This window comes from Halopseudomonas pachastrellae, from assembly GCF_900114765.1.
GTDB classification, from domain to species: Bacteria; Pseudomonadota; Gammaproteobacteria; order Pseudomonadales; family Pseudomonadaceae; genus Halopseudomonas; species Halopseudomonas pachastrellae.
Genome location: NZ_FOUD01000006.1, coordinates 104,879 through 130,369, shown reverse-complemented (window position 1 = coordinate 130,369; position 25,491 = coordinate 104,879). Strand labels below are relative to the sequence as shown.

Genomic DNA, 25,491 nt, shown 5'->3' with positions numbered 1-25,491 from the left:
ATCAATGCTCCCCGGCCGGCCCACCGATCGGGCCTGCGCCCTTGGAAGCCTCATCGAGCTTGCTGTCGCCACCCTCGTCGCTGGTGACAATAGCGCCCGGACCGGACTTGCCATCACCCTGCCAGTCTTTCGGCTCACGGGGCGCACGGCCAGCCATGATGTCGTCAATCTGCTGGGTGTCGATGGTTTCGTACTTCATCAACGCTTCAGCCATCATATCCAGCTTGTCGCGGTTCTCGTCCAGCAGGCGGCGCGCCGTGCCGTAGCACTCATCGATGATGCGGCGCACCTCTTCATCAATCTGCTTGGCCGTTTCACCAGACACGCCAGACAACCCACCACCGCCAGAGCGGCCCAGGTAACCCTGATCTTCCTCTTCGGCGTATTGCAGCGGGCCAAGCTTCTCGGACAAGCCCCACTTGGTCACCATATTCTTGGCCAGCTGGGTTGCGCGCATGATGTCATTCGATGCACCGGTGGTTACACCGTCAAAGCCCAGCGTCATTTCTTCGGCAATACGGCCACCGAACAGCGAGCAGATCTGACTGGTCAGCGCGCGCTTGGACAGGCTGTAGCGATCTTCTTCCGGCAGGAACATGGTCACACCCAGCGCACGACCGCGCGGGATAATGGTGACCTTGTAGACAGGGTCATGCTCAGGTACCAGACGACCGACAATTGCGTGGCCGGACTCATGGTACGCCGTGTTGAGCTTTTCCTTCTCGGACATGACCATGGATTTGCGCTCGGCGCCCATCATGATCTTGTCCTTGGCCATCTCGAACTCGCCCATTTCCACCAGACGCTTGTTGGCACGCGCGGCGAACAGTGAGGCCTCGTTCACCAGGTTGGCCAGATCAGCACCAGAGAAGCCGGGAGTACCACGTGCAATCAGCGATGGCTTGACGTCATCACCCAGCGGCACCTTGCGCATATGCACCTTGAGAATCTGCTCGCGGCCACGGATATCCGGCAGACCCACCACAACCTGACGGTCGAAACGACCGGGGCGCAGCAGCGCCGGGTCAAGCACGTCGGGGCGGTTGGTCGCAGCAATCACGATGATGCCGTCGTTCGGCTCAAAGCCGTCCATCTCGACCAGTAACTGGTTCAGGGTCTGCTCACGCTCGTCGTGACCGCCACCCATTCCCGAGCCACGATGACGGCCGACCGCATCGATCTCGTCGATAAAGATGATGCACGGCGCGTGCTTCTTGGCCTGCTCGAACATGTCGCGCACACGGGATGCGCCGACACCTACGAACATTTCAACAAAGTCGGAACCGGAGATGGTAAAGAACGGCACCTTGGCTTCACCGGCGACTGCCTTGGCAAGCAGGGTTTTACCGGTACCCGGCTGCCCCACCATCAGTACGCCGCGCGGGATATGACCGCCCAGGCGCTGGAACTTGCCCGGATCACGCAGAAACTCGACCAGCTCCTGCACGTCTTCCTTCGCCTCATCACAGCCGGCGACATCAGCAAAAGTGGTTTTGACCTGATCCTCGGTCAGCATGCGCGCCTTGCTTTTGCCAAAGCTCATCGGACCGCCGCGGCCACCGCCGCCGCCCTGCATCTGGCGCATGAAGAACATGAAGATGGCGATAATGATGAGGATCGGGAAGCTGGCAATCAGCAACTGAGTCCAGATGCTTTGCTGCTCGGGCTGCTTGCCCTCGATGATGACATCGTTGTCGAGCAGGTCGCCGATCAGGCCATTATCCTGAATCGCCGGGCGCACGGTTTTGAAGGACTCACCACTGCGCTCGCGCCCGGTGATGATATAGCCATCCACCGTCACCCGCTCGACCTGGCGGTTCTCTACCAGATCAAGGAACTGGGAGTAATTCAGCGTATCCGGTTCCTTGGTACTACTGAAGTTGTTCATCACCGTGACCAGTACGGCGGCAATGATCAGCCACAGGATGAGGTTCTTCGCCATATCGTTCAATTCACTACCCTCTTGCTCCCAGCACCATTGCGGGAGCCTTGCTGAGTCTGTTGTCCACCCTGCCCACATTACACCAGTTTAGGCCAACTCGGCAGTCGACGCTGTGTAACGCCCTGTGTCGCCAGACACCAAAGACTGCATCGACAACGCCGGGTTCCGGCAGCGCGGCCAAATCTACTCTGCCCGCCCCTTGAAGCCGCGGGCCAGCAGGTAGGTCTCTCGCGAGCGCCCGCGTGAAGCGTCGGGCTTGCGAGTCACCAACTTGTCGTATTGTCCGCGCATTTCACGGAAATACTCGTCAAAGCCTTCACCATGGAACACCTTGATCAAAAAATCGCCACCCGGACGCAATACTCTGGCGGCCATATCCAGCGCCAGCTCGCACAGGTACATCGCCCGCGGCTGATCTACCGCAGGTGTTCCACTCATATTGGGGGCCATATCTGAAATAACAAGGTCTACCTGCGAATCACCAATGGCCGCCAGGATGGCCTCGAAGACACTGTCCTCGGTAAAGTCGCCCTGAATGAAGGTAACATCGGGAATGCTGTCCATGGCCAGAATATCCGAGGCAATGACGCGCCCCTTCTCGCCAATCAACCGCGCAGCGACCTGGGACCAGCCGCCGGGCGCCGCGCCCAGGTCCAGCACGGTCATACCCGGCTTCAGAATGCGGTCACGCTCCTGAATCTCCAGCAGCTTGTAGCTGGCGCGAGAGCGATAACCATCCTTCTGCGCCTGCTTTACGAAGGGATCGTCAAAGTGCTCCTTGAGCCAACGCTTGCTTGTCTTGGACTGTGCCACGGAATACCTCGTGCAGCGGGCCACGCCGCCGGTTAAACTAGTGCATCACACACTTAATGAATTTTCATACGGAACATTATGGCGCTCAGCTCCGCACAGAAAAAAGATCTCAAGCGCATCGGCCATCATTTGAAGCCGATCGTCATTATCAGCGAACAGGGTATCAGCGAAGGCGTCCTGGCCGAACTGGACCGCGCGCTGAACGATCACGAACTGATCAAGATTCGCGTCACCGTCAGTGACCGCGACGCCAAGCAGGCCCTTATCAACGAGGCCTGCCAGCAAAGTGGCGCCGAGCTGGTGCAGGTCATCGGCAAGATGGCCATCCTGCTGCGCCGGGCCAAAAAGCCCAACCCCAACCTGTCCAACCTCAAGCGTTTCCAGGAGTTCTGAGCCGGTAACGCGTCAGCCCCGCACCTCATCCGGACGGGGCTGTACCGCCAGCACCAGGCCAGCAAAGGCAACGACCAGGTAGCAGAAAATCCCGTACAAGGGGTTCGGCTGCAGACGAAAGCCAAAAAACGCCCCCGCCGCCAGCAACACCAGCACCAGCATCTGCACACGCAGATCTCGCCAACCGGCACGCCGCATCCCGAGCTGAAGCAACTGCAACGCTCCGGCCACCAGCGCGATCAACATCACCGACGGGCGCAGTACCGAAGCAGCCTCTTCAACCAGCAGAGGCGCCAGCCCCATATGCTGCAGGCCGGGCAGCAGAATGAAGTGCAAACTCCACACCGCCCCCACCCACAGGGTCAGCAGTAGCTGCCAGGCAATGCGTCCGGCACCGTGCCGCGCCGGACCACCTGAACTGGCAGCCTGCTCCGTCACAGGTGCTGAACCTCGACGATTTCGTACTCAACTACGCCACCCGGCGTTTTGACCGCCACGATTTCGCCTTCTTCCTTGCCAATCAGAGCGCGGGCGATAGGCGAGTTGACCGACAGCTTACGCTGTTTGATGTCAGCCTCGTCGTCACCAACAATCTGATACACCACCTCTTCGTCGGTATCGACATTGGCGATGGTGACCGTGGTTCCGAAGATAACCTTGCCGGTGTGCGCAATGGCGGTCACGTCGATCACCTGTGCATTGGACAGACGACCTTCGATATCGCGAATACGCGCCTCGACCATACCCTGCTGCTCACGCGCAGCATGGTATTCGGCGTTTTCTTTCAGATCACCCAGCTCACGCGCTTCGGCGATTGCCTGGGTGATCTGCGGACGCAGCTCGGTCTTAAGGTGCTTGAGTTCGACTTCGAGGGCTTCTGCGCCCTGCTTGGTCATCGGGTACTTCATGGATCAGATACCTTTATGCAGGTCCTGGAGACGGCGCACAGCGCGCTCCGGACCGAATTTCAGTGCAGTGCAGACAGCCTCGCCACCAGCCAGCGTGGTGGTGGAGTAAACCTTGTGCTGCAGCGCGTTGCGACGGATGGAGTAGGAGTCGGCAATCGACTGACGACCCTCGGTGGTGTTAATCACCAGATCAATCTCGTCGTTCTTGATCATGTCCACGATGTGCGGACGCCCCTCGGTCACCTTGTTGACGCGGCGCACGGTCAGGCCGGCGGCCTCCAGCACCTTGGCTGTACCGGTAGTGGCAACCACTTCAAAGCCCAGCTCGATCAGGTCACGGACGACATCAACCGCGAACGGCTTGTCATCTTCGCGCACGCTGATGAATACGGTGCCGCTGGTCGGCAGGACTTCGCCCGAGCCCAACTGGGATTTGGCAAAGGCCTCGCCGAAGCTGTCGCCAACGCCCATCACCTCACCGGTGGACTTCATTTCCGGGCCGAGGATCGGGTCAACACCCGGGAACTTGGCAAACGGGAATACCGCTTCCTTGACGCTGAAGTAAGGCGGCACCACTTCTTCAGTGAAGCCCAGTTCTTGCAGCGACTTGCCGGCCATCACACGGGCAGCAATCTTGGCCAGCGACTGACCAATGCACTTGGAAACAAAGGGCACGGTACGCGAGGCTCGCGGGTTTACCTCAATCACGTAGATGGTCTCACCCTGCACCGCCATCTGTACGTTCATCAGGCCGACCACGCCCAGCTCCAGCGCCATCTTGCGCACCTGCTCGCGAATGTCGTCCTGAATGTTGGCCGGCAGCGAGTACGGCGGCAGCGAGCACGCGGAGTCACCGGAGTGAACACCGGCCTGCTCGATGTGCTGCATGATCGCACCGATCACCACGTCTTTGCCGTCGGATACGGCATCGATATCGACTTCGATAGCGCAGTTCAGGAAGTGATCCAGCAGTACCGGGCTGTCGTTGGACACCTTAACCGCTTCACGCATGTAGCGCTTGAGCTCTTCTTCCTGGTAAACGATTTCCATCGCGCGACCGCCCAGTACGTAGGACGGACGCACAACCAGCGGGTAACCGATGCGCTTGGACAGGGCCAGTGCTTCGTCTTCGCTGCGCGCAGTGGCGTTCGGCGGCTGACGCAGGTTCAGGCGCTCAACCATCTGCTGGAATCGCTCACGGTCTTCAGCGCGATCAATCGCTTCCGGGCTGGTGCCGATAATCGGCACACCGGCCTCTTCCAGCGCGCGCGCCAGTTTCAGCGGAGTCTGACCGCCGTATTGAACGATCACACCCTTGGGCTGCTCAACGCGGACGATTTCCAGTACGTCTTCCAGGGTCACCGGCTCGAAGTACAGGCGATCGGACGTGTCGTAGTCAGTGGAAACGGTTTCCGGGTTGCAGTTGACCATGATGGTTTCATAACCATCTTCGCGCATCGCCAGCGCGGCGTGTACGCAGCAGTAGTCGAACTCGATACCCTGACCGATACGGTTCGGGCCACCGCCCAGCACCATGATCTTGTCGCGACCCGACGGGTTGGCTTCGCACTCCTCCTCGTAGGTCGAGTACATGTAAGCCGTATCAGTCGCAAACTCGGCAGCACAGGTATCAACGCGCTTGTACACCGGCAGCACGTTCAGCTTGTGGCGGTGACGACGCAGGTTTTTCTCGCTCACAGCCAGCAGCTCAGCCAGACGCTGATCGGAGAAACCCTTGCGCTTGAGGCGGAACATCAGGTTGTAGTCGATATCGGCCAGCCCCAGGGTCTTGACCTTCTCTTCTTCCTTGATCAGATCTTCGATCTGTACCAGGAACCAGGTATCGATCTTGGTCAGATCAAACACCTGCTGCAGAGTCATGCCGGCGCGGAAGGCATCGGCCACGTACCAGATACGGTCGGCACCCGGAACGGTCAGTTCGCGGGTCAGCTCGGTCATCACATCGCCAGCAGCCGCATCGACCTTGGGATCAAAGCCGCTGACACCCACTTCCAGGCCGCGCAGTGCTTTCTGCATGGACTCCTGGAAGGTGCGACCGATCGCCATGACCTCACCCACCGACTTCATCTGGGTCGTCAGGCGCGCATCGGCATTGGGGAATTTTTCAAAGGCGAAACGCGGAATTTTGGTAACCACGTAATCGATGGACGGCTCGAAGGACGCCGGGGTGCGACCACCGGTGATGTCGTTCTGCAGTTCGTCCAGGGTGTAGCCCACAGCCAGCTTGGCGGCGATCTTGGCGATCGGGAAGCCGGTCGCCTTGGAGGCCAGCGCAGAGGAGCGAGATACACGCGGGTTCATCTCGATGACAACCATACGGCCGGTGTTCGGGCAAATACCGAACTGCACGTTGGAGCCACCGGTTTCGACACCGATCTCACGCAGTACCGCCAGCGAGGCGTTACGCATGATCTGGTATTCCTTGTCGGTCAGCGTTTGCGCCGGCGCGACAGTGATGGAGTCACCGGTGTGCACACCCATCGGGTCGAAGTTTTCGATAGAGCAGACGATGATGCAGTTGTCCTTCTTATCGCGGACCACTTCCATCTCGTACTCTTTCCAGCCGATCAGCGATTCGTCAATCAGCAGCTCGTTGGTCGGCGACAGGTCCAGACCACGGTTGCAGATTTCTTCGAACTCTTCACGGTTGTAGGCGATACCGCCACCGGTGCCGCCCATGGTGAAGGAGGGGCGGATAATGCACGGGAAGCCAACCTGCTCAAGCACGCCGTACGCTTCTGCCATGCTGTGCGCGATACCGGAGCGCGGGCACTCCAGGCCGATGGCTTTCATAGCCTTGTCAAAGCGCGAGCGATCTTCGGCCTTGTCGATGGTGTCGGCGTTGGCGCCCACCATCTCGACGCCGAACTGCTCCAGCACGCCGTGCTTTTCCAGGTCCAGCGCGCAGTTCAGCGCGGTCTGGCCACCCATGGTCGGCAGCAGCGCATCCGGGCGCTCTTTTTCGATGATCTTGGCAACGGTCTGCCATTTGATCGGCTCGATGTAGGTCGCGTCGGCCATGGCCGGGTCGGTCATGATGGTCGCCGGGTTGGAGTTGACCAGAATGACGCGGAAGCCTTCTTCCTTCAGGGCCTTACAGGCCTGGGCACCGGAGTAGTCAAACTCGCAGGCCTGACCGATCACGATAGGACCGGCGCCGAGGATCAGAATGCTTTTGATGTCTGTACGTTTTGGCATAGTCGTTTACAAATCCTAGGGTGTACCGGGGTTCAGGCGCGTTTTTTCATGGCGTCAATGAAACGGTCGAACAGCGGTGCCACATCGTGCGGGCCCGGGCTCGCCTCAGGGTGCCCCTGGAAGCTGAAGGCAGCCTTGTCGGTACGCTCAATACCTTGCAGGGTGCCATCGAACAGCGACTTGTGGGTCGGACGCAGGTTGGCCGGCAGGCTGGTTTCATCAACCGCAAAGCCGTGGTTCTGACTGGTGATCATCACAACGCCGGTGTCCAGATCCTGAACCGGGTGGTTGGCACCGTGGTGGCCGTGGCCCATCTTCACTGTCTTGGCGCCAGAGGCCAAGGCCAGCAGCTGGTGCCCCAGGCAGATGCCGAAGACCGGGATGTCCGTTTCCAGAATGTCCTTGATTGCCGCAATGGCGTAGTCGCACGGCTCCGGGTCACCGGGGCCGTTGGACAGAAACACGCCGTCCGGATTCAGCGCCAGCACCTCGGAGGCAGGCGTCTGCGCCGGCACAACGGTCAGGCGGCAGCCACGCGCGACCAGCATGCGCAGGATGTTGTATTTCACGCCGTAGTCAAAGGCGACAACGTGGTGCGGCAGCTCGGCATCAGCCAGCTCAGGGTGGCTGTCGGTTTCCAGGTTCCAGACACTGGAGCGCCACTCATAGCTCTGCTTGACCGACACCTCTTTCGCCAAATCCATGCCTTTCAGGCCCGGGAAGCCGCGTGCCAGCTCCAGCGCTTTTTCTTCCGAGATATCATCACCGGCCAGCAGGCAACCGTTCTGGGAGCCCTTCTCACGCAAAATGCGCGTCAGGCGGCGAGTATCGATACCGGCGATGGCAACAATGCCGTTCTCGCGCAGGTAGTCATCCAGCGTTTGCTTGCAGCGCCAGTTGCTGGCGAGCAGCGGCAGATCGCGGATAACCAGACCGGCGGCCTGAACCGCGTCGGATTCGATATCTTCAGGAGTGACACCGGTGTTGCCGATATGGGGATAGGTCAGCGTCACAATTTGACGCGCATAGGAGGGATCGGTGAGGATCTCCTGGTAACCGGTCATAGCCGTGTTGAACACGACCTCGCCAACACTGGAACCGTCGGCGCCGATGGACTCACCGCGAAAAACGCTGCCGTCGGCGAGTGCGAGAATGGCTGGCTTGGACAAGAAAACCTCCGAAAGAACTGACACATTTCACTAAACGCGGGCTGCAAAAAAGCGGGAATGAAGTGTTGAACACAACATCCCGCTCGCAAAGGCATTGTCAGATACGCGCTGAATAGACAGATTAGCGCAATAGTTTAACGGCTCAAGGGTGAAATATCCACTGCCGTCGCCCGCGCCACCGCCGGGCGCCAGACCCATCTCGCATCTTCAATATCCGTCTCGTCTGTGTTACAACACGACTTGCTAACCGCCGGGCAGGAGCCCAGAACAGACGGCAAAGACCGTCACCGGAGCGCACTTGCGCCCGGATAACACAACAAGAACAACACAGGACTCGGGGACACCTAATCATGCATATGCACTTGAAACGCATCCTTGTGCTGCCGTTGCTGCTCATCGCCTCTCTGGCCCATGCCGATCCACTTCGCCTGCAGGCACTGCATGAATTCCGCAGTGAAGGCTTCGAGGCAGGCACCTACCTGCTGATCGACAACAACCTGTACGAGCGCGTGCGCGAGCCAGGCAACCGCGAAATCTACAATACCTCCCTGCGCCGAATGGACGCCCTGCTACGCCAGATGAACAACCCTGGCGACCTGCGCCCTCTGTACAACGACTTCGTAGCGTTGATCCGCGAACTCGAAGGCATGGCCGAAGATCAGGCCCATTACAGCCTGGCGACCGTCAACCGCATCATGATGGCCCACGGCAAGCTCGAAACCGCAGCCGCCGAACTGTATGCCGCCGAGGCTACCGACGCCCCTGAGGACCTGCTCGCCCTGCATCGCCAGAGCATCGAAACCCATCGCATTCTGCTGCTTTACCAGAACAACATGTTCAGCTCCGTCGGGGTTTACTTCCTGCCGAGCAAGGAAGGCATCTTTGATGAACTGGACGCACGCATCCATGCCGGCTCGGGCGAACTGAAAAAGCTGCTGCCAGAGCACGAGGCTACCTTCGAGCAGCTGGACAAGCAGTACAGTTTCATCCAGCCGCGACTGATCAACCATCACGCCGACTGGGTACCCACCATTGCCGCGTTCTACCTGAGCAAAAACACCGAGACCCTCGACGAGCTGTCCCGCGAGAAGGCCAATCTTGCCGAGGCCAACGCCGGCACCCCGTAACGTAACAACAAAAAAGGCACCGCAGCTTACGCTCGCGGTGCCTTTTTTCTGCGCCCAACAGACTCAGTCTTTCAGGCCCAGCACGTCCTGCATATCAAACAGGCCCTCGTCACGACCAGCCAGCCACATGGCAGAGCGCACAGCGCCCTTGGCAAAGGTCATGCGACTGGAGGCCTTGTGGGTAATCTCCACACGCTCGCCCTCGGTAGCGAAGAGCACCGTGTGATCACCCACCACATCGCCAGCGCGCACGGTAGCAAAGCCGATGGTCTGCGGATCGCGCGCACCGGTCTGCCCTTCACGGCCATACACAGCCACCTTTGACAGATCACGACCCAGCGCATCAGCAACCACCTCGCCCATACGCAAAGCGGTGCCGGAGGGCGCATCGACCTTGTGACGGTGGTGCGCTTCAATCACCTCGATGTCCGCGTCATCCCCCATCACCCGAGCCGCCATATCCAGCAGCTTGAGGCAAAGGTTTACACCCACGCTGTAGTTCGGCGCAAAGACGATGGAAATGTCCTTGGCCGCCTCGGCGAGCAGCGCTTTTTCTTCTTCAGAGAACCCGGTCGTGCCAATCACCATCGACTTGCCCGCCTCACGGCAGACTTGCAGGTTGACCAGCGTGGTTGTCGGGTGCGTGAAGTCGATCAGCACATCAAAGTCGTCGACCACCTGCGTCAGATCACCACTGATCGCAACGCCAAGGCGACCGACGCCGGCCAGCTCACCCGCGTCAGCGCCGATCAGGGAACTCTCGGGGCGCTCAATCGCTGCGGTCAGCGCAGCACCTTCAACCTGGCCAATCGCCTCGATCAGGATCTTGCCCATGCGCCCGGCTGCACCTATTACCGCAATACGTCTCATGCTGCGCTCCTGCCTCAGAATTTCATGTCTTCAAAGAAGTTTTTCACGCCATCAAACCAGCTCTTGGCGCGCGGCGACTGACTGGAGCCTTCTTCCTCAAGGGTCTGGCGCAGCTCTTCCAGCAGCTCGCGCTGACGCTTGGTCAGATTGACCGGCGTCTCGACCACAACGCGGCACAGCAGATCACCGGGCGAACCACCACGCACAGGCGTCACGCCTTTGCCACGCAGACGGAACAGTTTGCCAGTCTGCGCCCCTTCCGGAATCTTCAGCTTGACGCGGCCATCCAGCGTCGGCACTTCCAGCTCACCACCCAGTGCAGCATCAACAAAGCTGATCGGCACTTCGCAGTACAGGTTTTTGCCATCGCGCTGGAAAATCTTGTGCTCGCGCACCGAGACAACGACATACAGGTCGCCCGCCGGGCCGCCATTAACACCCGCCTCGCCTTCACCAGCCAGACGAATGCGGTCACCGGTATCAACACCGGCCGGCACCTTGACCGAGAGATTCTTCTGCTTCTCAACGCGGCCTTCACCATGACAGTCGTTGCACGGGTCGGTAATCATCTTGCCGGTACCGTGACAACGCGGACAGGTCTGCTGCACAGAAAAGAAACCCTGCTGCATGCGTACCTGACCGTGACCGCCACAGGTGGTACAGGTCGCTGGCGTAGTGCCTTTCTTGGCACCAGTGCCATCGCAGGTTTCACAGCCAACCAGGGTCGGCACGCGAATGGTCACCGAGGTGCCGCGGACGGCTTCCTCCAAATCCAGTTCCAGGGTGTAGCGCAGATCGCTGCCGCGCTGCACACTGGACCGGCCGCCACGGCCACCGCCGCCAAAGATGTCGCCAAAGACATCGCCGAAGATATCGGAGAAGTTACCGCCGCCAAAGCCGCCGCCTCCGGCACCCATGTTCGGATCGACACCGGCATGACCGTACTGATCGTAGGCCGCGCGCTTGTTGGCATCGGTCAGCACTTCGTAGGCCTCGGTGGCCTCCTTGAACTTCTCTTCGGCCTTTTCGTCATCCGGGTTGCGGTCAGGGTGAAACTTCATCGCCAAACGGCGATAGGCCTTTTTCAGTTCGGCCTCGCTGGCGCCCTTCTCGACCCCCAGCACTTCATAATAATCACGCTTGGACATGTGTTCGATTTCCCTCAGAGAGACACTCGGCACAAACGGCAACGCGGGAGAAGCTCCCGCGTTGCCAGGCAGAGTGGTCAGGCGGCGCGCTCAACGCACCGCCCGGCCCGGTTCATCAAGGACTTACTTGTTGTCCTTGACCTCTTCGAACTCGGCATCGACCACGTCGTCGGCATCGTTGCCAGACTCCGCGCCGGCCGCTGCGCCATCAGCCTGACCGGCCTGAGCCTGTTCGGCGTACATTTTCTGAACCAGCGGACCAGACGCTTCGGACAGGGCGTTGATCTTGGCTTCGATCTCTTCCTTGTCACCGGTCTTGATCGCCGCTTCCAGATCGCTCAGCGCGGTTTCAATAGCAGCCTTCTCTTCGTCGGTCGCCTTGTCGCCAGCCTCGGTCAGCGTCTTGCGAGTCGCATGGACCAGCTGATCGGCCTGGTTGCGCACGGTCACCAGCTCTTCGAACTTACGATCTTCCTCGGCATTGGCCTCGGCATCACGCACCATCTTGTCGATTTCGTCATCCGACAGACCGGAAGACGCCTTGATCACGATGGACTGCTCTTTGCCAGTCGCCTTGTCTTTGGCAGACACGTTCAGAATACCGTTGGCGTCGATGTCAAAGCTGACTTCGATCTGCGGTACGCCACGCTGCGCCGGCGGAATGTCGGCCAGATCGAAACGACCCAGCGACTTGTTCTGCGACGCCTGCTTACGCTCACCCTGCAGCACGTGAATGGTCACGGCAGTCTGGTTATCGTCAGCAGTGGAGAACACCTGCGACTTCTTGGTCGGGATGGTGGTGTTCTTCTCGATCAGCGTAGTCATCACGCCGCCCATGGTTTCGATACCCAGCGACAGCGGGGTCACGTCCAGCAGCAGCACGTCTTTCACGTCACCAGCCAGAACCGCGCCCTGGATGGAAGCGCCAATGGCAACCGCTTCGTCCGGGTTAACGTCTTTGCGCGGCTCTTTGTTGAAGAACTCGGCAACGGTCTTCTGTACCAGCGGCATGCGGGTCTGACCACCCACCAGAATCACTTCGTTGATATCGGTCACATCCAGGCCAGCATCCTGCATTGCGATGCGGCAAGGCTCGATGCTGCGCTTGATCAGGTCTTCAACCAGCGATTCCAGCTTGGCGCGAGTGACCTTGACGTTCAGGTGCTTCGGACCGGACGCATCTGCAGTGATGTACGGCAGGTTAACGTCAGTTTGCTGACTGGAAGACAGCTCGATCTTGGCCTTTTCAGCCGCTTCTTTCAGACGCTGCAGAGCCAGCGGATCGTTGTGCAGATCAACGCCGTTCTCTTTCTTGAACTCGTCTGCCAGGTAGTCGATCAGACGCATGTCGAAATCTTCACCACCCAGGAAGGTGTCACCGTTGGTGGCCAGCACTTCAAACTGGTGCTCGCCGTCAACTTCGGCAATTTCGATCACGGACACGTCAAAGGTACCGCCACCCAGGTCGTATACGACAACGGTGGAGTCGCCACGCGCCTTGTCCATACCGTAGGCCAGAGCAGCTGCGGTCGGCTCGTTGATGATGCGCTTGACTTCCAGACCAGCGATGCGACCGGCGTCTTTGGTGGCCTGACGCTGACTGTCGTTGAAGTAGGCCGGTACGGTGATAACCGCTTCAGTGACCGGCTCGCCGAGGTAGTCTTCGGCGGTTTTCTTCATCTTCTTCAGCACTTCGGCCGACACCTGCGGCGGCGCCATCTTCTCGTCATTTACCTGAACCCAGGCGTCACCGTTGTCGGCTTTGACGATCTTGTAGGGCACCAGCTTGATGTCTTTCTGTACGACGTCTTCTTCAAAACGGCGGCCGATCAAACGCTTGACCGCGTACAGGGTGTTCTGCGGGTTGGTGACCGCCTGACGCTTGGCAGACTGGCCAACCAGAGTTTCGCCGTCATTGGTGTAGGCGACGATGGACGGCGTGGTGCGCGCACCCTCGGCGTTCTCGATAACCTTGGCGGAACCGTTTTCCAAAATGGCGACACAGGAGTTGGTGGTCCCCAGGTCGATACCGATAATCTTGCCCATATGCTTCTCTCCGAATCTGGCTGCCGCGTTCAGTCAGCGGCGCTGTTTATCTGTGCATGAACCCTTGATGGGGTCTGCAAAATCAATTTCAAGCCTGCTCGTCAATCGACTGAGTGCCGGCGGCTGGAGCCTTGCTCACCACAACCATTGCCGGGCGCAGCAGGCGACCACTCAGGGTGTAACCCTTCTGGAAAACCTTGAGCACGGTGTTGGCTTCAACGGCGGCGCTTTCTTCCATCGCCATGGCCTGATGCAGCTCCGGGTTGAAGGGCTCACCCTCGGGTACGACCGGCACCACCTGGAAACGGGCCAGGGTGTCGGCGAACATTTTCAGGGTCAGCTCGATACCTTCGCGCATCGGCTTGATGGCTTCATCGTCGGCATTGGACAGCTCCAGGCCCCGCTCCAGGCTGTCGACGATCGGCAGCAGGTCATTGGCAAAGCGCTCAAGCGCAAACTTGTGCGCCTTTTCTACGTCCTGCTCGGCACGGCGGCGGGCGTTCTGCACATCGGCGACGGCCCGCAGAGCCTGATCCTGAGCGGCAGCAAGCTGTTCTTCCAGACTTGCCACACGCGCCGCAAGATCGCCCTCAGGCGTTTCAACGGCTGCCTCGGTAGCCGCGTCCTGATCCTGCAGATCCGGTCTCTGTTCCTCTGCCATGTCTTTCTCCTGTCATAGGGTTATGGCGCTGCGGCGCTGGGCTCACAGCCTGTCAATGATGATCCGCCAGCGTCACTGGCGTTGCCTGGCAACCTATATGGGGCCATTCCCACAACCTTCAAGGGGAGATCAAAAGACAGATTGAGGGGGCTTGTAGACACCGGGAAAACTACTGTATAAACAACCAGAACAAACAACAGGAGCACGCGCCATGCTGGTCCATCTCGCGGTCAACAACTACGCCATCGTCGACAACCTGGAGCTGGATCTGGGCGGCGGCATGAGTGTGATCACCGGGGAAACCGGCGCCGGCAAATCGATCATGCTCGACGCTCTGGCCCTGACCCTCGGCGACCGCGCCGACAGCGGCGCCGTGCGCCCGGGCAGCGACAAGGCGGACATCCTCGCCACCTTCGACATCAGTCACATCCCGGAGGCACGCCAGTGGCTGGATGAGCGCGACCTGACGCAAGACGACGAGCAGGTCATCCTGCGCCGCGTCATCACCGCAGAAGGTCGCTCACGCGGTTACATCAACGGCTCCCCCTGCCCCCAGCAGGATCTGCGCGCCCTTGGCGAAATGCTCATCGACATTCACAGCCAGCATGAACACCAGTCGCTACTGAAAACCGACACCCACCGCCGCCTGCTCGACGAATACGCAGGGGCCGGGGAGCTGGCGCGCCAGGTTCAGCTTGCCGCACAGCGTTGCCGCCAGACTGAAAAGGCCCTGTTACAGGCCAGCCGCCAGAGCGAAGAGCAAAGCGCGCGCCAGCAGTTGCTGGCCTACCAGCTGGACGAACTGGACAACCTCAGCCTGCAGGACGGTGAACTGGAAGAGCTGGAAAACGAACAGCGCCAGTTGGCCAGTGCCGACCAGATACTGCACTCGTGCCAGCAGGTCATCAATATCTGCAGTGAGAACGATGCCGGCAGCGTGCTCGAAGCTCTGACCGCCAGCCTGCAGCGTTTGGACAGCTTCAAAAGCCACAGCAGCCAGCTGGGCGAAGCCAGCGACCTGATCGCCAGCGCCCAGATTCAGATTGAAGAAGCCGTGGGCGAGCTGACCCGCTATCTGGATCATTTCGAGGCCGACCCGGAGCGCCAGCAATATGTAGAAGAACGCCTGAGTGCGATCTTTGAGCTGGCCCGCAAGCATCGCATCCAGCCGGCCGAGCTGCCGGTTTTGCAGCAGCAACTGATTGACGAACTCGAAGGCCAGCAACAGCAGGCCGCCGACGCCGAGCGCCTACAGGAAGAGCTAACCGCCTATCAAGCGCACTACCGTCAGCTCAGCGAAAAACTCTCGGCCCAGCGCAGCAAAGGCGCCGGCAAACTGGCTAAGGCGGTTACCCAGGAGATTCAGCGCCTTGGTATGCCGGGCGGACGCATCGAGCTGCAACTGACGCCGCTGGATGCAGACACTTACCCGGTCACCGGCCTGGAGAATGTTGAATTTCTGGTCAGCGCCAACCCGGGCCAACCCGCCAAGCCGCTTGCCAAGGTCGCCTCCGGCGGCGAGTTGTCACGCATCAGCCTCGGCATCCAGGTGATCACAGCGCAAACATCCCGCGTGCCCACGCTGGTATTTGATGAGGTGGATGTGGGTATTGGCGGGCCGACCGCAGAGATTGTCGGCCAACTGCTGCGCCAGCTCGGCGCCCGCGGGCAAGTGCTGACCGTCACCCACCTGCCACAGGTTGCAGCGCAGGGGCACCAACACCTGTTCGTGCGCAAACAGCAGACCCGCAACAGCACCCGCACCTGCATCGACCAACTGGACACCGATGCCCGCATTCAGGAAGTAGCCCGCATGCTGGGCGGCATTGACCTGACCGATGAATCGCTGGCCCACGCCCGCAAGCTGCTGAGCGCCACCGCCGACTGACCTTGGCGCAGGCACAAAAAAACCGGACACCAGGCCCGGTTTTTTTTGTGTGGCGATGCACTTATTTTTGCGGCTTGCGCACGTACAGCACCAGATTATGGTCGACCAGCTCAAAGCCGTGTTCCTTGACGATCTCGCGCTGACGGCGCTCAATCTCTGCATCAAAGAACTCAACGACTTCACCCGAGTCGACGCACACCATGTGGTCATGGTGCTCACCGTCTGCCAGCTCGAATACAGCATGGCCGCCATCAAAGTTATGGCGCACCACCAGACCGGCAGCCTCAAATTGGGTCAACACACGATAAACAGTGGCCAGACCAACGTCTTCGCCTGCCTCCATGAGTGCTTTGTATACGTCCTCTGCGCTCATGTGGCGCTCAGTCGAGCCGTCCAGCATCTGCAGGATCTTGACCCGGGGCAGGGTGACCTTGAGGCCGGCTTTGCGGAGTTCTTGATTTTCAAGCATGGCTAGTATTCTCGTTCAGCGCTTCGCAGGGCGGGATGAGTCGGGTATGATCGGCCTTTTCAGCCATTCCACGATAGCGGATGTTAGCACGTGACGCGAAAAAGCTTTAATCGAAACCTTTGCATACTGCTATGCAGTGCATCTATCACCCTGCTTTCCGGTTGCGGCATCATCCCGGGCATTTACAAAATCGACATTCAGCAGGGCAACGTCGTCACCCAGGAGATGGTTGATCAGCTGCGCCCGGGCATGACCACCCGCCAGGTTCGCTTCATCATGGGCACGCCGCTGATTCAGGACACCTTCCACCCGAATCGCTGGGACTACCTGTACAGCATGGAATCCGGTCACAACGATCGCGTGCAAGAGCGCATCAGCCTGACCTTTGAAGACAACCGCCTGGTCGGCCTAGCCGGCGACTTCATGCCGGGCAAAAGCTCAGACGAAGAGATCATGAGCGGCAGCGGCGTCGAGACCTACCCGGTCGATCTGGGTGCCCCGCTCGGCACCGGCGAGTAACCTCCCCAAGGCAGCGCAATCACCACAGCGCTGCCCGCCTCCTACGCGCTTAATCCTCCGCCTTGGCCGCCTTGGCCTTGGCAGCGCGCTGCTTGCGCACCTCCTTCGGATCGGCAATCAACGGGCGATAGATTTCCACCCGCTCCCCTGCCGCCAGCACCCGCTCATCCGGCTTGGGCACCGCCTTACCGAATATCCCCAGCGGACACTGCAGCGGATCAATCTCAGGAAAGTGCTGCTCAATGCCCGACTGACACACCGCAGCACGCATGCTGGTGCCTTCCGGCACCGTCAACGACAGGATCTTCTGCTTGTGCGGCAGCGCATAGGCCACCTCCACCACAACGCTTTTATCAGCCACGCCAGGTCTCCTTGGCGCGCTGACAGAAGGCATCCACCATGGCATTGGCTGCTTGATTGAACAGCGGCCCAAGGGTTGCCTTGACCAGAGCACCGGCGTACTCGAAGTGCAGATCCAGGGTGATCTTGCAGGCAGAGTCGCTCAGCGCCTTGAACTCCCAGACCCCGCGAAAATCACTGAACGGCCCGTCTACCAGTTGCAGAGCGATGCGCTCGCCCGGGACCAGGGTGTTGCGCGTGGTAAAAGACTGACTGACACCCGCCTTGGCGATGTCCAGCCGCGCGCACATCTCATGCTCGGACTCACTGAGAATGGTCGCCCCGGAACACCAGGGCAGAAATTCGGGGTAATGCTCCACCCGATTTACCAGCTCATACAAATGGCTCGCCGGGTAAGGCAGCAAAGCCGAGCGCTGAATATGCGTCATGCCGTTTTCACTTGCTCAGTTCAGTTACGAGAATGATCAGAATGCCCGCAGGGGCAACATAGCGTAACAGCGAATAGACCAACGAGAACAGGCGCTGATGCCGCAGCGCCAGCTCATCCCGGAATACATCGCGATCCAGCACCCAGCCAGCAAACAGCACAAACAGCAGCCCGCCCAACGGCAACATTATGCGACTGGTGAGGTAATCGATAGACTCAAAGAAGGTCATGCCGCCCTCACTGGTCCAGCGATACAGGTGCCAGCCGTCAGCATCGGTGACAAAGAAACGCGCATCAGCCAGCAGGTTGAACGACAGCACCGTGCCCAGGCCAACCACCCAGCACAGCAGCGCAATAACGGAGGTCACCTGGCCGCGGCTGCGGCCGGTACGCTCGACAAAAAACGCCACCGCCGGCTCCAGCATCGAGATCGCAGAACTCCAGGCAGCCACGGTCACCAGCAGGAAGAACACCACACCAAACACGTTGCCACCGGCGATGTTGCCGAAGGCAATCGGCAGCGTGACAAACATCAGCCCCGGCCCTTCATTGGGCTGCAGCCCGGCGGCAAAGACCACCGGGAACAGCGCCATCCCGGCCGTCAACGCCACCACGGTATCCAGCAGCCCGACAGTGAGCACGGTCGAGCCAATCGACGCCTTGCGCGGCATATAGGCACCAAACACCATGATCGAGCCGACACCCACGCTCAGGGTAAAGAAGGCATGTCCCATGGCGGCAAGAATGCCGTCCGGCACCTTGGCCAGGTCAAAATCGAACAGAAAGCGCACGCCTTCCATAAAGTGCCCGGTGGTCATGCTGTACCCCAGCAGCGCCAGCAGCAGCACAAACAGCAAAGGCATCAGAATGCGCAGCGTGCGCTCCAGCCCCGCCACCACCCCACGGGCGATCACCCAGGCAGTCAGCAGCATAAATAGAGAGTGCCAAATGGTCAGCCGCACCGGGTCGCTGGTCAGGCCGCCGAAGCGCTGGCCGGCACCGGCGCCATCAATACCGCTGAACTCTCCGCGCACCATGCCGAGGATATAATCCAGCGCCCAGCCGGCAACCACACTGTAAAAGGACAGAATCAGCAGCGCCCCGATCATCCCCATAACCGCCGCCCAAGACCAGCGCTCGGAGGCACCCGAGCAGCGCGCCAGCGTGCTCAGGGTATTAACCGGGCTCTGCCGGCCGCGACGGCCCAGCAGCGTCTCAGCCAACATCACCGGCAAACCGATCAGCGCAATGCACACCAGATAGACCAGCACAAAGGCGCCGCCGCCATACATGCCGGTCATGTACGGGAACTTCCAGATATTACCGAGGCCTACGGCTGAGCCGGTCGCAGCAAGAATGAAGACCCAGCGACTTGCCCAGATCCCGTGAATGGAGACAGTGTCTTTGCTCATGAGCGTTCCCGGTTAGCCCTGAAAAAAAGGAAGGCATTGTCCAGATTTTGACCAACACCCACAAGAGCTAGCGTATTAATGAAGGGTAGGCCTACTGCGCGAAAACTCCACGCTAAAACCCCGCAAATACAGGTATAATCGCCGCCCATGAGCAAACCAAAGAAACCAGCGGCCAACAGCGGCACCATTGCCCTGAACAAAAAGGCCAAACACGACTACTTCATCGAGCAACGCTTCGAAGCCGGCATTGCCCTGACAGGCTGGGAAGTAAAAAGCCTGCGCGAAGGCAAGGTGCAACTGGTCGACAGCTACATCATGCTCAAGAACAACGAAGCCTTTCTGCTCGGCGCCCACATCACCCCGCTGAAAACCGCCAGCACCCACGTGATTGCCGACCCAACCCGCACACGCAAACTGCTGCTGCACGCCCGCGAGCTAGACAAGCTGATCGGCGGCGTACAAGCCAAGGGCTTTGCCTGCGTGCCGCTGGCGCTGTACTGGAAAGGCCACCTGGTCAAATGCGAAATCGCCCTGGTACGCGGCAAGAAAGACTTCGACAAGCGCCAGAGCCTGAAAGAACGCGACTGGGATCGCGAGAAGCAGCGGGTCGTACGCGAAAATAATCGCTAATTTTTTCACCGTCTCGGAACCAACCCGATAACACCCGGTCACAGCTTATGACAGGCAGGTCGCTCCACCCGCCTGTTTATGGTTTAAAGCATGTAACGCCCTATGCCCTGATACGTCAGGGTATTTTTTTGCCTGCATCACGCCCTGTTCCGCACGGAACCTTTCGCGTACAATCCCGTCTCAGTAACAGACCAGCAAGATTTGGGGCCGATTTGGATTCGACGACGGTTACAAAACTTGAGGGGCATGCCGAGTTGGTAGCAGATCTCGTAAATTCGCTGCTGCACATTTATAGTTGCCAACGACGACAACTACGCACTAGCCGCTTAAGCCGGCTAGCGGTCACCAGGGGATGCCTGTAAACCCGAAGTTGACCGACAGATAGAACAGGATCGCCGCCAAGTTTGCTGTAGACGTAACGGCTAAAACTTATACAGCTCGCTCCAAGCACCCTGCCACTCGGGCGGCGCGGAGTTAACTAAGTAGAGATGGCTAAGCATGTAGAACCGATAGCGGAGGACTGGCGGACGGGGGTTCAAATCCCCCCGGCTCCACCAAATTAGCAAGACCTAAAGCCCTGATAACCCAAGTGATTTTCAGGGCTTTTTGCTTTCTGGCTTATGCCAGTGTCGCAAAAATATCGACATCAGGCACTCGTCGCATTTTTGCAGGTAGGCGGCCGGGGCGATCCAGCAATAGGGGTGTCAGCCTGAGGCTGGCACCGCGCTATTTACCTTCAAGGCGCATCAAATACCAGCTTCGCGGCGTTGGCCCTTAACCAGTCACGGCACTGCTGATAATCCGGCATCACCCGTTCCACCTCGCGCCAGAATGCCTGCGAATGGTCGTGGCGGATCAGGTGGCACAGTTCGTGGACGACAACGTAATCGATCATGCGCGTCGGCGCCATCATGATCTGCCAGTTGAACTCAACGGCGCCCTTGGCAGTGCAACTGCCCCAGCGGGACTTGAACGAGCGCACACTGACGCCAGCGGGATGAGCACCGACCATCGGTGCGTAGCGCGTCACCTTTTCCTGCAGCTTCTGCTCGGCTTGCCGCTTGTACCAGCGCACCAGCGCGTTTCGCACGATATGCGGCTGCTCCGCGCCAGCAGGTACCGTGACCAGCAGCCGACCATTGGTTAGTTTCACCGGCGCAAAATTGCCCGTTTCCACCTTCAGGCGGTAGTTGCGGCCCAGGTAGCTGAAGGCTTCGCCAGAGACGTATCGTTTGGCCCTGACCGGGACTGCCTCCTGGTGCAGGGCGATCTTTTCCCTGACCCAGCTGCGCTTGCTGGCCAGCAACTGGTCGATTTTCTCTACCGGCGTGTCGAGCGGAACCACCACCGACACCGCGCCCTCTTCCACGCGGATATCCGCTGACTTGCGGCGGCGGGTGCGGATGACCTCGACAATAAAGCCGTGACCATCGCGGTATTCAGGTTCCCGGGCGGCCGACATCAGGCGAACTTACTCTTGGCCAATTCCATAAAGCGATCCTGCACCACCTTCACCAGCGCCGGGTCGGCGAAGGCGCAATCGAGAATGGCGCGCTTGATCGCCTTTTTCATGCGCTTGATCTCTTCGTCCTTCTTGAAGAAATCAACGATCTGGGTGGCTTCGTCGAACATCTCGACCAGCGCACGGGTGGTCGCCTTGATCTCCTCATGCACGGCCTCGTCCACCACCTCGTCGCCACTCAGGCGAATCACCTCGGCCATCAGGATGTTGTAGAACGCCAGCTCGGTTTCAGTGAGGCCCAGGTCTTTGGCGGCCTGCTTACGGTCGCTCTCAAGGGTACTGACCATGGCCAGCAGCAATTCCAGTTGCTGATCCCACTTGCCGTTGGTCTTCTCGATGATGTCGCGCAGGCGCAGGCTAAGTGATTTGTAGTATTCCGGGTCTTCTTCCAGGTTGACGGTGATGTGGTGCTTGATGGCGCTCTCGATCTCGGAGGCGCGCGACTCCGGTGACTTGATCTGCTGCACCGATTCGCGAAAGTTGGCCGCCATCAGATCCACAGGTGGAATCTTCGGATCAACACCGGTGCTGAGGATGTGCTCATTCACCAGCTGCCTGACCTTTTCTCCGGCGTCATTGATATTCAGGCCCGGGTCACGGTAACGGGTGCGGGCGGAGTTCTGCACCTTACCCCACAGCTTCAGGTCGGCAATAAACGGCCGGGCTGCCGGGTCGGGCAACACCACGTCCATTTGTTTGGCAAAGCGTTTGAAAGCCAGCTCAAACTGCTGGCGAAGGTCTTCTCCCTTAAGCGCCAGCACGTAGGCATCAATGTCCTTGCCTTGCACTCCCGCAAATAGCTGGGCCACCCGCGTGTGCGCAGCTTTCAGCCTCGGGATTTCATCTTTGAGGGTATGGTAGGTACCCTCTACGTCGTCAGTGCTGAACTGCTCCAGCGCCTCGGCGAGGTAATCCGACAGCCCGTAGTAATCCTCCACAAAACCGGCCTCCTTACCCTTGTAGGCGCGGTTCACCCGGGCGATGGCCTGCATCAGGGTGTGATCCTTCAGGCTGCGGTCGATGTACATCACCTGGGCAATGGGCGCATCAAAGCCGGTCAGCAGCATGTCCTTCACGATCAAGAAGGCCAACGGGCTTTCGCTCAGGGGCTTTTTGAAGGCGTCAATGGCGTGCTTGTGCCGGGTTTTGTCGGTGTATTGGGCAATGTACAGCGGGTCATTATGGTTGCCGCTGATGATCACCTCGGATGGCGGCGCGCCCAGCTCATCCAGGGCTTTCTTGTACAGCGTGGCGGCGTGGCGGCTGCCCACCACAATCATCGCCTTGAAGCCGTCGGGCTGAATCTTTTCCCGGAAGTGCTTGAGCAGGTCGATACACACCCAGCGAATCCGCGCCGGGGCTTCGCGCACTGCGCGCTCTACGCCATATTTCTTTTTGATCTCACGCTTTTCGTCGTCGCTGTAATCCTTGAAGTACTCGTCGAACAGCGCGTCCAGCGACTCTCCCGCCACCTCTGTTCTTACCTGACGGCCTTCGTAGATGATGCGCACCGTCGCGCCATCTTCCACCGCTTCGTTGATCTTGTACTGGTCGATATAGCCGCCAAAGGCCTGATCCATTTTCTGGTTTTTCAGCAGCGGCGTACCGGTAAAGCCGATTTTGGGTGCGTTGGGCAGCGCCGCGTTGATGGTCGCGGCCAGCCCGCCAAACTGGGTGCGGTGTGCTTCATCCGCCAGCACGATGATCTTGTCGCTGGGGTTCAGGTCGGCAAAATCACCGGCCTCGGCAGCATCCTGAAACTTCTGCACCATAGCCGTCACAATGTCGGACGCATCGCGGGTCAGCAGCTCCTTGAGCTTGGCGACCGAGGTGGCGTTGTGGATGGTTTCGTTCTGCGCATCGCGGAAGGTGGCCGAGAGCTGGCTGTCCAGCTGAGTGCGGTCGGTGACGAACACCAGCTTGTACTTTTGCAGCTGCGGGTCGCGGCGCATTTTCACCGCCAGCATCACCATGGTCAGCGACTTGCCCGAGCCCTGGGTGTGCCACACCACGCCAGACTTTTCCTTGCGATCCTTGCCGTGTTTCAGCCGTGCGATCACCTTATTGACCGCGCGGTACTGCTGATAGCGGGCGACCTTTTTGATCAACCGCCCCTCCACCGGCTCGAACAGGATGAAGTTGCGGATCAGGTCGAGGAAGGTATCGCGGCTGAACATGCCCATCAGCAGCCGCTGCTGGGCAGTCACCTCATCAGCAGTCGCGGCGTTGCCCGCGGCCACCTGCTGCGCAGCCACCAGATAGGCCGCAGAAGGGATATCGGTGACGCCCTGTGTCGCTGCCGGCTGAGCCAGCGCCTGAATATCTGCATCGGTATAGGGGTAGGCGTCTTTCCAGTCGCCGTAGTGCTGGGCCATGGAGCTGATGGTGCCAACCCGCGCCTGATCCCGGCAGGTGGCGACCATCAACTGGTTGTACCAGAACAGCTTCTGCGCGCCCTCATCGTCTTCCGGGCGGCGCAGGTTGGCGTAACGGCGCAGCTGGTTAATGCCCTCACCCATGGCATCGGCGGCATAGGGCGATTTGCACTCGATCACCGCCAGCGGCAGGCCGTTCACGAAGCAAACAATATCGGGAATGATCGTCTGGTTAGGCCCTTCGACCTTGAACTGGCTGGTGCAGAGAAAGTCGTTATTGGCCGGGTTATCAAAATCCACCACGGTAACGGTCTGGCCCTTGCGGCCTGCGCCAAGATCCTGCTCCACGGCAATGGCGTTATCGCCGGTACCGCAGAGCATTTCCCAAATGGCCTTGTTGTACTCAACTAACCCGGCAAAGTTGGGGTGGGTAAAGCCGCGCAGCACCTTGCGCAGGTTCTCGTCGCTGATCCACGGGTTCAGGCGCCGCAGCGCCGCCTCCAGCCGCTTGGCCAGTACCACATCGCGGAAATACGTCCGCTCCTGACCAGCCGCGTCAGGGGCTAGCGCAGCTCCCGGAATGAAGCACCAGCCCAATTGTTGCAGCTGAGCTAAAGCGGGGCTTTCAACCTTGTCGTATTCGTCCTGAGTCACTCCAACTCCTCGTCCCTACCGAGTCTGTGTAATACGTCCTCTAGCGTTTTATACGCCTGCAGATGGCTTGGCGCGCGCATCTGCTCAAGATTTTTCATCTTCCAACGTACCGCGGGCAGCGCCTCAATGCCTTCCAGCCCTAACAAGGCCCAATCCGGCGTTTTGTTTTTAAAGGACAACAAAAACTGCTTTTCAGCATCACTGATAGAACAATGGAGCAAGCGGATCAGCTGCTCTCTGGCCGCCTCCAGAGTCTCTTGTGGCACATCATCGCTTGCCATGCCGGCAAATTCACCACGATACACGTCGCTAATGTCTTTGCGGTGGGGGTTTAGCAGCTCGGCTATCGGTCGATGATGACTGATGATGTACACCAAGGTCGCTTTACGTATTGCCTCGGTCAGCCCTTCGTTCTGCAATAGCAGGTGGATGTCATACAAATCGCGAGGGTGCTGCCTGTCCAAGGCAGCGCAAATCTTGCCGGCATACAGGTCAGCCAGACTGACAACCTGCATCTCGGCATAGCCGAATTCGTCTTCAACCCGTTCGGAGACGGCTCTGCGCTCGGGTTCATACACCGAGCCCCGTAACACCGGAGACAACTCTACCTTGATCAGCACCGTGCCGCGCTGCACCACCAAACGCAACGCATCCGGTTTTGCTTCATAGGCTTGGGTAACAGTTACCCCGCGCAAACGGCGCTCAATATCTTCGGCAATACGAGCCAAGGCCTGCTGAATATTCTCCAGCGACGTGTCTCGACTTTCGATAGGCAAATAGACCAGGTCGATATCCACAGACAGCCGCGGAAAGTCCCGAACGAACAAGTTAATGGCGGTGCCGCCTTTCAAGGCAAAACAGCGTTCCTTGTCCACCAGCGGCAACACCTGCAACAGCAGCTGCACCTGCTTTCGATAGCGCTCTGTATTATCCATTCAG

21 protein-coding genes, 1 other RNA gene and 1 pseudogene are annotated in these 25,491 nt (G+C 59.4%); 6 read left to right on the top strand and 17 right to left on the bottom strand.

The features are described 5' to 3' along the window. Position 1 precedes the first annotated feature (1 nt). The gene (gene ftsH, locus BM116_RS06345) at positions 2 to 1,942 is read right to left on the bottom strand and encodes an ATP-dependent zinc metalloprotease FtsH (RefSeq protein ID WP_083726912.1); all 1,941 of its coding nucleotides are present in this window, start codon (positions 1,940 to 1,942) and stop codon (positions 2 to 4) included. Positions 1,943 to 2,125: 183 nt separating this feature from the next. Beyond that, a complete protein-coding gene (rlmE, locus tag BM116_RS06340) occupies positions 2,126 to 2,755 on the bottom strand; it encodes a 23S rRNA (uridine(2552)-2'-O)-methyltransferase RlmE (protein ID WP_083726868.1) in 630 nt (209 codons plus the stop codon). Between the two features lie 78 nt (positions 2,756 to 2,833). Here rlmE and yhbY point away from each other — a divergent pair, with 78 nt between their 5' ends. Beyond that, positions 2,834 to 3,148 carry a ribosome assembly RNA-binding protein YhbY gene (gene yhbY / locus BM116_RS06335; protein ID WP_083726870.1) on the top strand — a complete coding sequence of 105 codons (315 nt, stop codon included), beginning with the start codon at positions 2,834 to 2,836 and terminating at the stop codon, positions 3,146 to 3,148. 12 nt (positions 3,149 to 3,160) lie between these two features. Here yhbY and BM116_RS06330 read toward each other — a convergent pair whose 3' ends face one another. Genes BM116_RS06330 through carA form a run of 4 tightly spaced genes read right to left on the bottom strand, consistent with a single transcriptional unit; the run spans position 3,161 to position 8,444 of the window. Continuing rightward, on the bottom strand, positions 3,161 to 3,586 hold the full coding sequence (locus BM116_RS06330) for a hypothetical protein (RefSeq protein ID WP_083726872.1): 426 nt from the start codon (positions 3,584 to 3,586) through the stop codon (positions 3,161 to 3,163). Further along, positions 3,583 to 4,056, bottom strand: a complete 474-nt coding sequence (gene greA / locus BM116_RS06325) for a transcription elongation factor GreA (RefSeq protein WP_083726874.1) — start codon at positions 4,054 to 4,056, stop codon at positions 3,583 to 3,585. Before greA ends, BM116_RS06330 begins: the two co-directional genes overlap by 4 nt. 3 nt (positions 4,057 to 4,059) lie before the next feature. Beyond that, positions 4,060 to 7,275 (bottom strand): carbamoyl-phosphate synthase large subunit, encoded by a 3,216-nt coding sequence (gene carB / locus BM116_RS06320; protein WP_083726876.1) that lies wholly within the window; start codon positions 7,273 to 7,275, stop codon positions 4,060 to 4,062. Positions 7,276 to 7,307: 32 nt separating this feature from the next. Continuing rightward, positions 7,308 to 8,444 carry a glutamine-hydrolyzing carbamoyl-phosphate synthase small subunit gene (gene carA / locus BM116_RS06315; RefSeq protein WP_083726878.1) on the bottom strand — a complete coding sequence of 379 codons (1,137 nt, stop codon included), beginning with the start codon at positions 8,442 to 8,444 and terminating at the stop codon, positions 7,308 to 7,310. A 350-nt stretch (positions 8,445 to 8,794) separates the two neighbouring features. Between carA and BM116_RS06310 the strand changes: the two genes are divergently transcribed. Then, positions 8,795 to 9,571, top strand: a complete 777-nt coding sequence (locus BM116_RS06310; RefSeq protein ID WP_090475052.1) for a hypothetical protein — start codon at positions 8,795 to 8,797, stop codon at positions 9,569 to 9,571. Between the two features lie 63 nt (positions 9,572 to 9,634). Here the strand turns inward: BM116_RS06310 and dapB are convergent, their stop codons facing one another. The 4 genes from dapB to grpE all read right to left on the bottom strand — a co-directional run bounded on the left by dapB (position 9,635) and on the right by grpE (position 14,296). Beyond that, positions 9,635 to 10,441 (bottom strand): 4-hydroxy-tetrahydrodipicolinate reductase, encoded by an 807-nt coding sequence (dapB, locus tag BM116_RS06305; RefSeq protein ID WP_083726882.1) that lies wholly within the window; start codon positions 10,439 to 10,441, stop codon positions 9,635 to 9,637. Between the two features lie 14 nt (positions 10,442 to 10,455). Further along, positions 10,456 to 11,589 (bottom strand): molecular chaperone DnaJ, encoded by a 1,134-nt coding sequence (gene dnaJ, locus BM116_RS06300; protein WP_083726884.1) that lies wholly within the window; start codon positions 11,587 to 11,589, stop codon positions 10,456 to 10,458. A 123-nt stretch (positions 11,590 to 11,712) separates the two neighbouring features. Beyond that, positions 11,713 to 13,635, bottom strand: coding sequence for a molecular chaperone DnaK (gene dnaK / locus BM116_RS06295; RefSeq protein WP_083726886.1), 1,923 nt, complete (start codon positions 13,633 to 13,635; stop codon positions 11,713 to 11,715). A gap of 88 nt (positions 13,636 to 13,723) precedes the next feature. After that, a complete protein-coding gene (gene grpE, locus BM116_RS06290) occupies positions 13,724 to 14,296 on the bottom strand; it encodes a nucleotide exchange factor GrpE (protein WP_083726888.1) in 573 nt (190 codons plus the stop codon). Between the two features lie 211 nt (positions 14,297 to 14,507). Between grpE and recN the strand changes: the two genes are divergently transcribed. Continuing rightward, the gene (gene recN / locus BM116_RS06285; protein ID WP_083726890.1) at positions 14,508 to 16,184 is read left to right on the top strand and encodes a DNA repair protein RecN; all 1,677 of its coding nucleotides are present in this window, start codon (positions 14,508 to 14,510) and stop codon (positions 16,182 to 16,184) included. A gap of 61 nt (positions 16,185 to 16,245) precedes the next feature. On the opposite strand, the gene fur is transcribed toward recN, so the two are convergent. Then, on the bottom strand, positions 16,246 to 16,653 hold the full coding sequence (gene fur / locus BM116_RS06280) for a ferric iron uptake transcriptional regulator (protein WP_083726892.1): 408 nt from the start codon (positions 16,651 to 16,653) through the stop codon (positions 16,246 to 16,248). A 123-nt stretch (positions 16,654 to 16,776) separates the two neighbouring features. On the opposite strand from fur, the pseudogene BM116_RS06275 reads away from it, so the two are divergent. Further along, positions 16,777 to 17,130: pseudogene (locus tag BM116_RS06275) on the top strand (outer membrane protein assembly factor BamE); the annotation flags it as partial. Between the two features lie 91 nt (positions 17,131 to 17,221). Here the strand turns inward: BM116_RS06275 and BM116_RS06270 are convergent. Genes BM116_RS06270 through BM116_RS06260 form a run of 3 tightly spaced genes read right to left on the bottom strand, consistent with a single transcriptional unit; the run spans position 17,222 to position 19,371 of the window. After that, positions 17,222 to 17,533: an RnfH family protein gene (locus tag BM116_RS06270; protein WP_090475050.1), complete on the bottom strand. Its 312-nt coding sequence runs from the start codon at positions 17,531 to 17,533 to the stop codon at positions 17,222 to 17,224. Next, positions 17,526 to 17,960 (bottom strand): type II toxin-antitoxin system RatA family toxin, encoded by a 435-nt coding sequence (locus BM116_RS06265; RefSeq protein WP_083726898.1) that lies wholly within the window; start codon positions 17,958 to 17,960, stop codon positions 17,526 to 17,528. Before BM116_RS06265 ends, BM116_RS06270 begins: the two co-directional genes overlap by 8 nt. Positions 17,961 to 17,967: 7 nt before the next feature. Then, complete coding sequence (locus BM116_RS06260) at positions 17,968 to 19,371, bottom strand: sodium-dependent transporter (protein ID WP_083726900.1); 1,404 nt, start codon at positions 19,369 to 19,371, stop codon at positions 17,968 to 17,970. Positions 19,372 to 19,518: 147 nt separating this feature from the next. Between BM116_RS06260 and smpB the strand changes: the two genes are divergently transcribed. Then, positions 19,519 to 20,001 (top strand): SsrA-binding protein SmpB, encoded by a 483-nt coding sequence (gene smpB, locus BM116_RS06255; protein WP_083726902.1) that lies wholly within the window; start codon positions 19,519 to 19,521, stop codon positions 19,999 to 20,001. Between the two features lie 203 nt (positions 20,002 to 20,204). Next, positions 20,205 to 20,558: a transfer-messenger RNA gene (ssrA, locus tag BM116_RS06250) on the top strand. Between the two features lie 179 nt (positions 20,559 to 20,737). On the opposite strand, the gene BM116_RS06245 is transcribed toward ssrA, so the two are convergent. From BM116_RS06245 to BM116_RS06235, 3 genes are read right to left on the bottom strand one after another with little or no spacing between them, the layout of a single operon-like run. Beyond that, entirely contained in the window at positions 20,738 to 21,463 is a 726-nt protein-coding gene (locus BM116_RS06245) for a M48 family metallopeptidase (RefSeq protein WP_083729093.1), read from the bottom strand. Beyond that, positions 21,463 to 24,552, bottom strand: coding sequence for a type I restriction endonuclease subunit R (locus BM116_RS06240; RefSeq protein ID WP_083729091.1), 3,090 nt, complete (start codon positions 24,550 to 24,552; stop codon positions 21,463 to 21,465). The genes BM116_RS06245 and BM116_RS06240 overlap by 1 nt, the downstream gene beginning before the upstream one ends. Continuing rightward, positions 24,549 to 25,487, bottom strand: a complete 939-nt coding sequence (locus tag BM116_RS06235) for a nucleotidyl transferase AbiEii/AbiGii toxin family protein (protein WP_083729089.1) — start codon at positions 25,485 to 25,487, stop codon at positions 24,549 to 24,551. The genes BM116_RS06240 and BM116_RS06235 overlap by 4 nt, the downstream gene beginning before the upstream one ends. Positions 25,488 to 25,491: the final 4 nt, after the last annotated feature.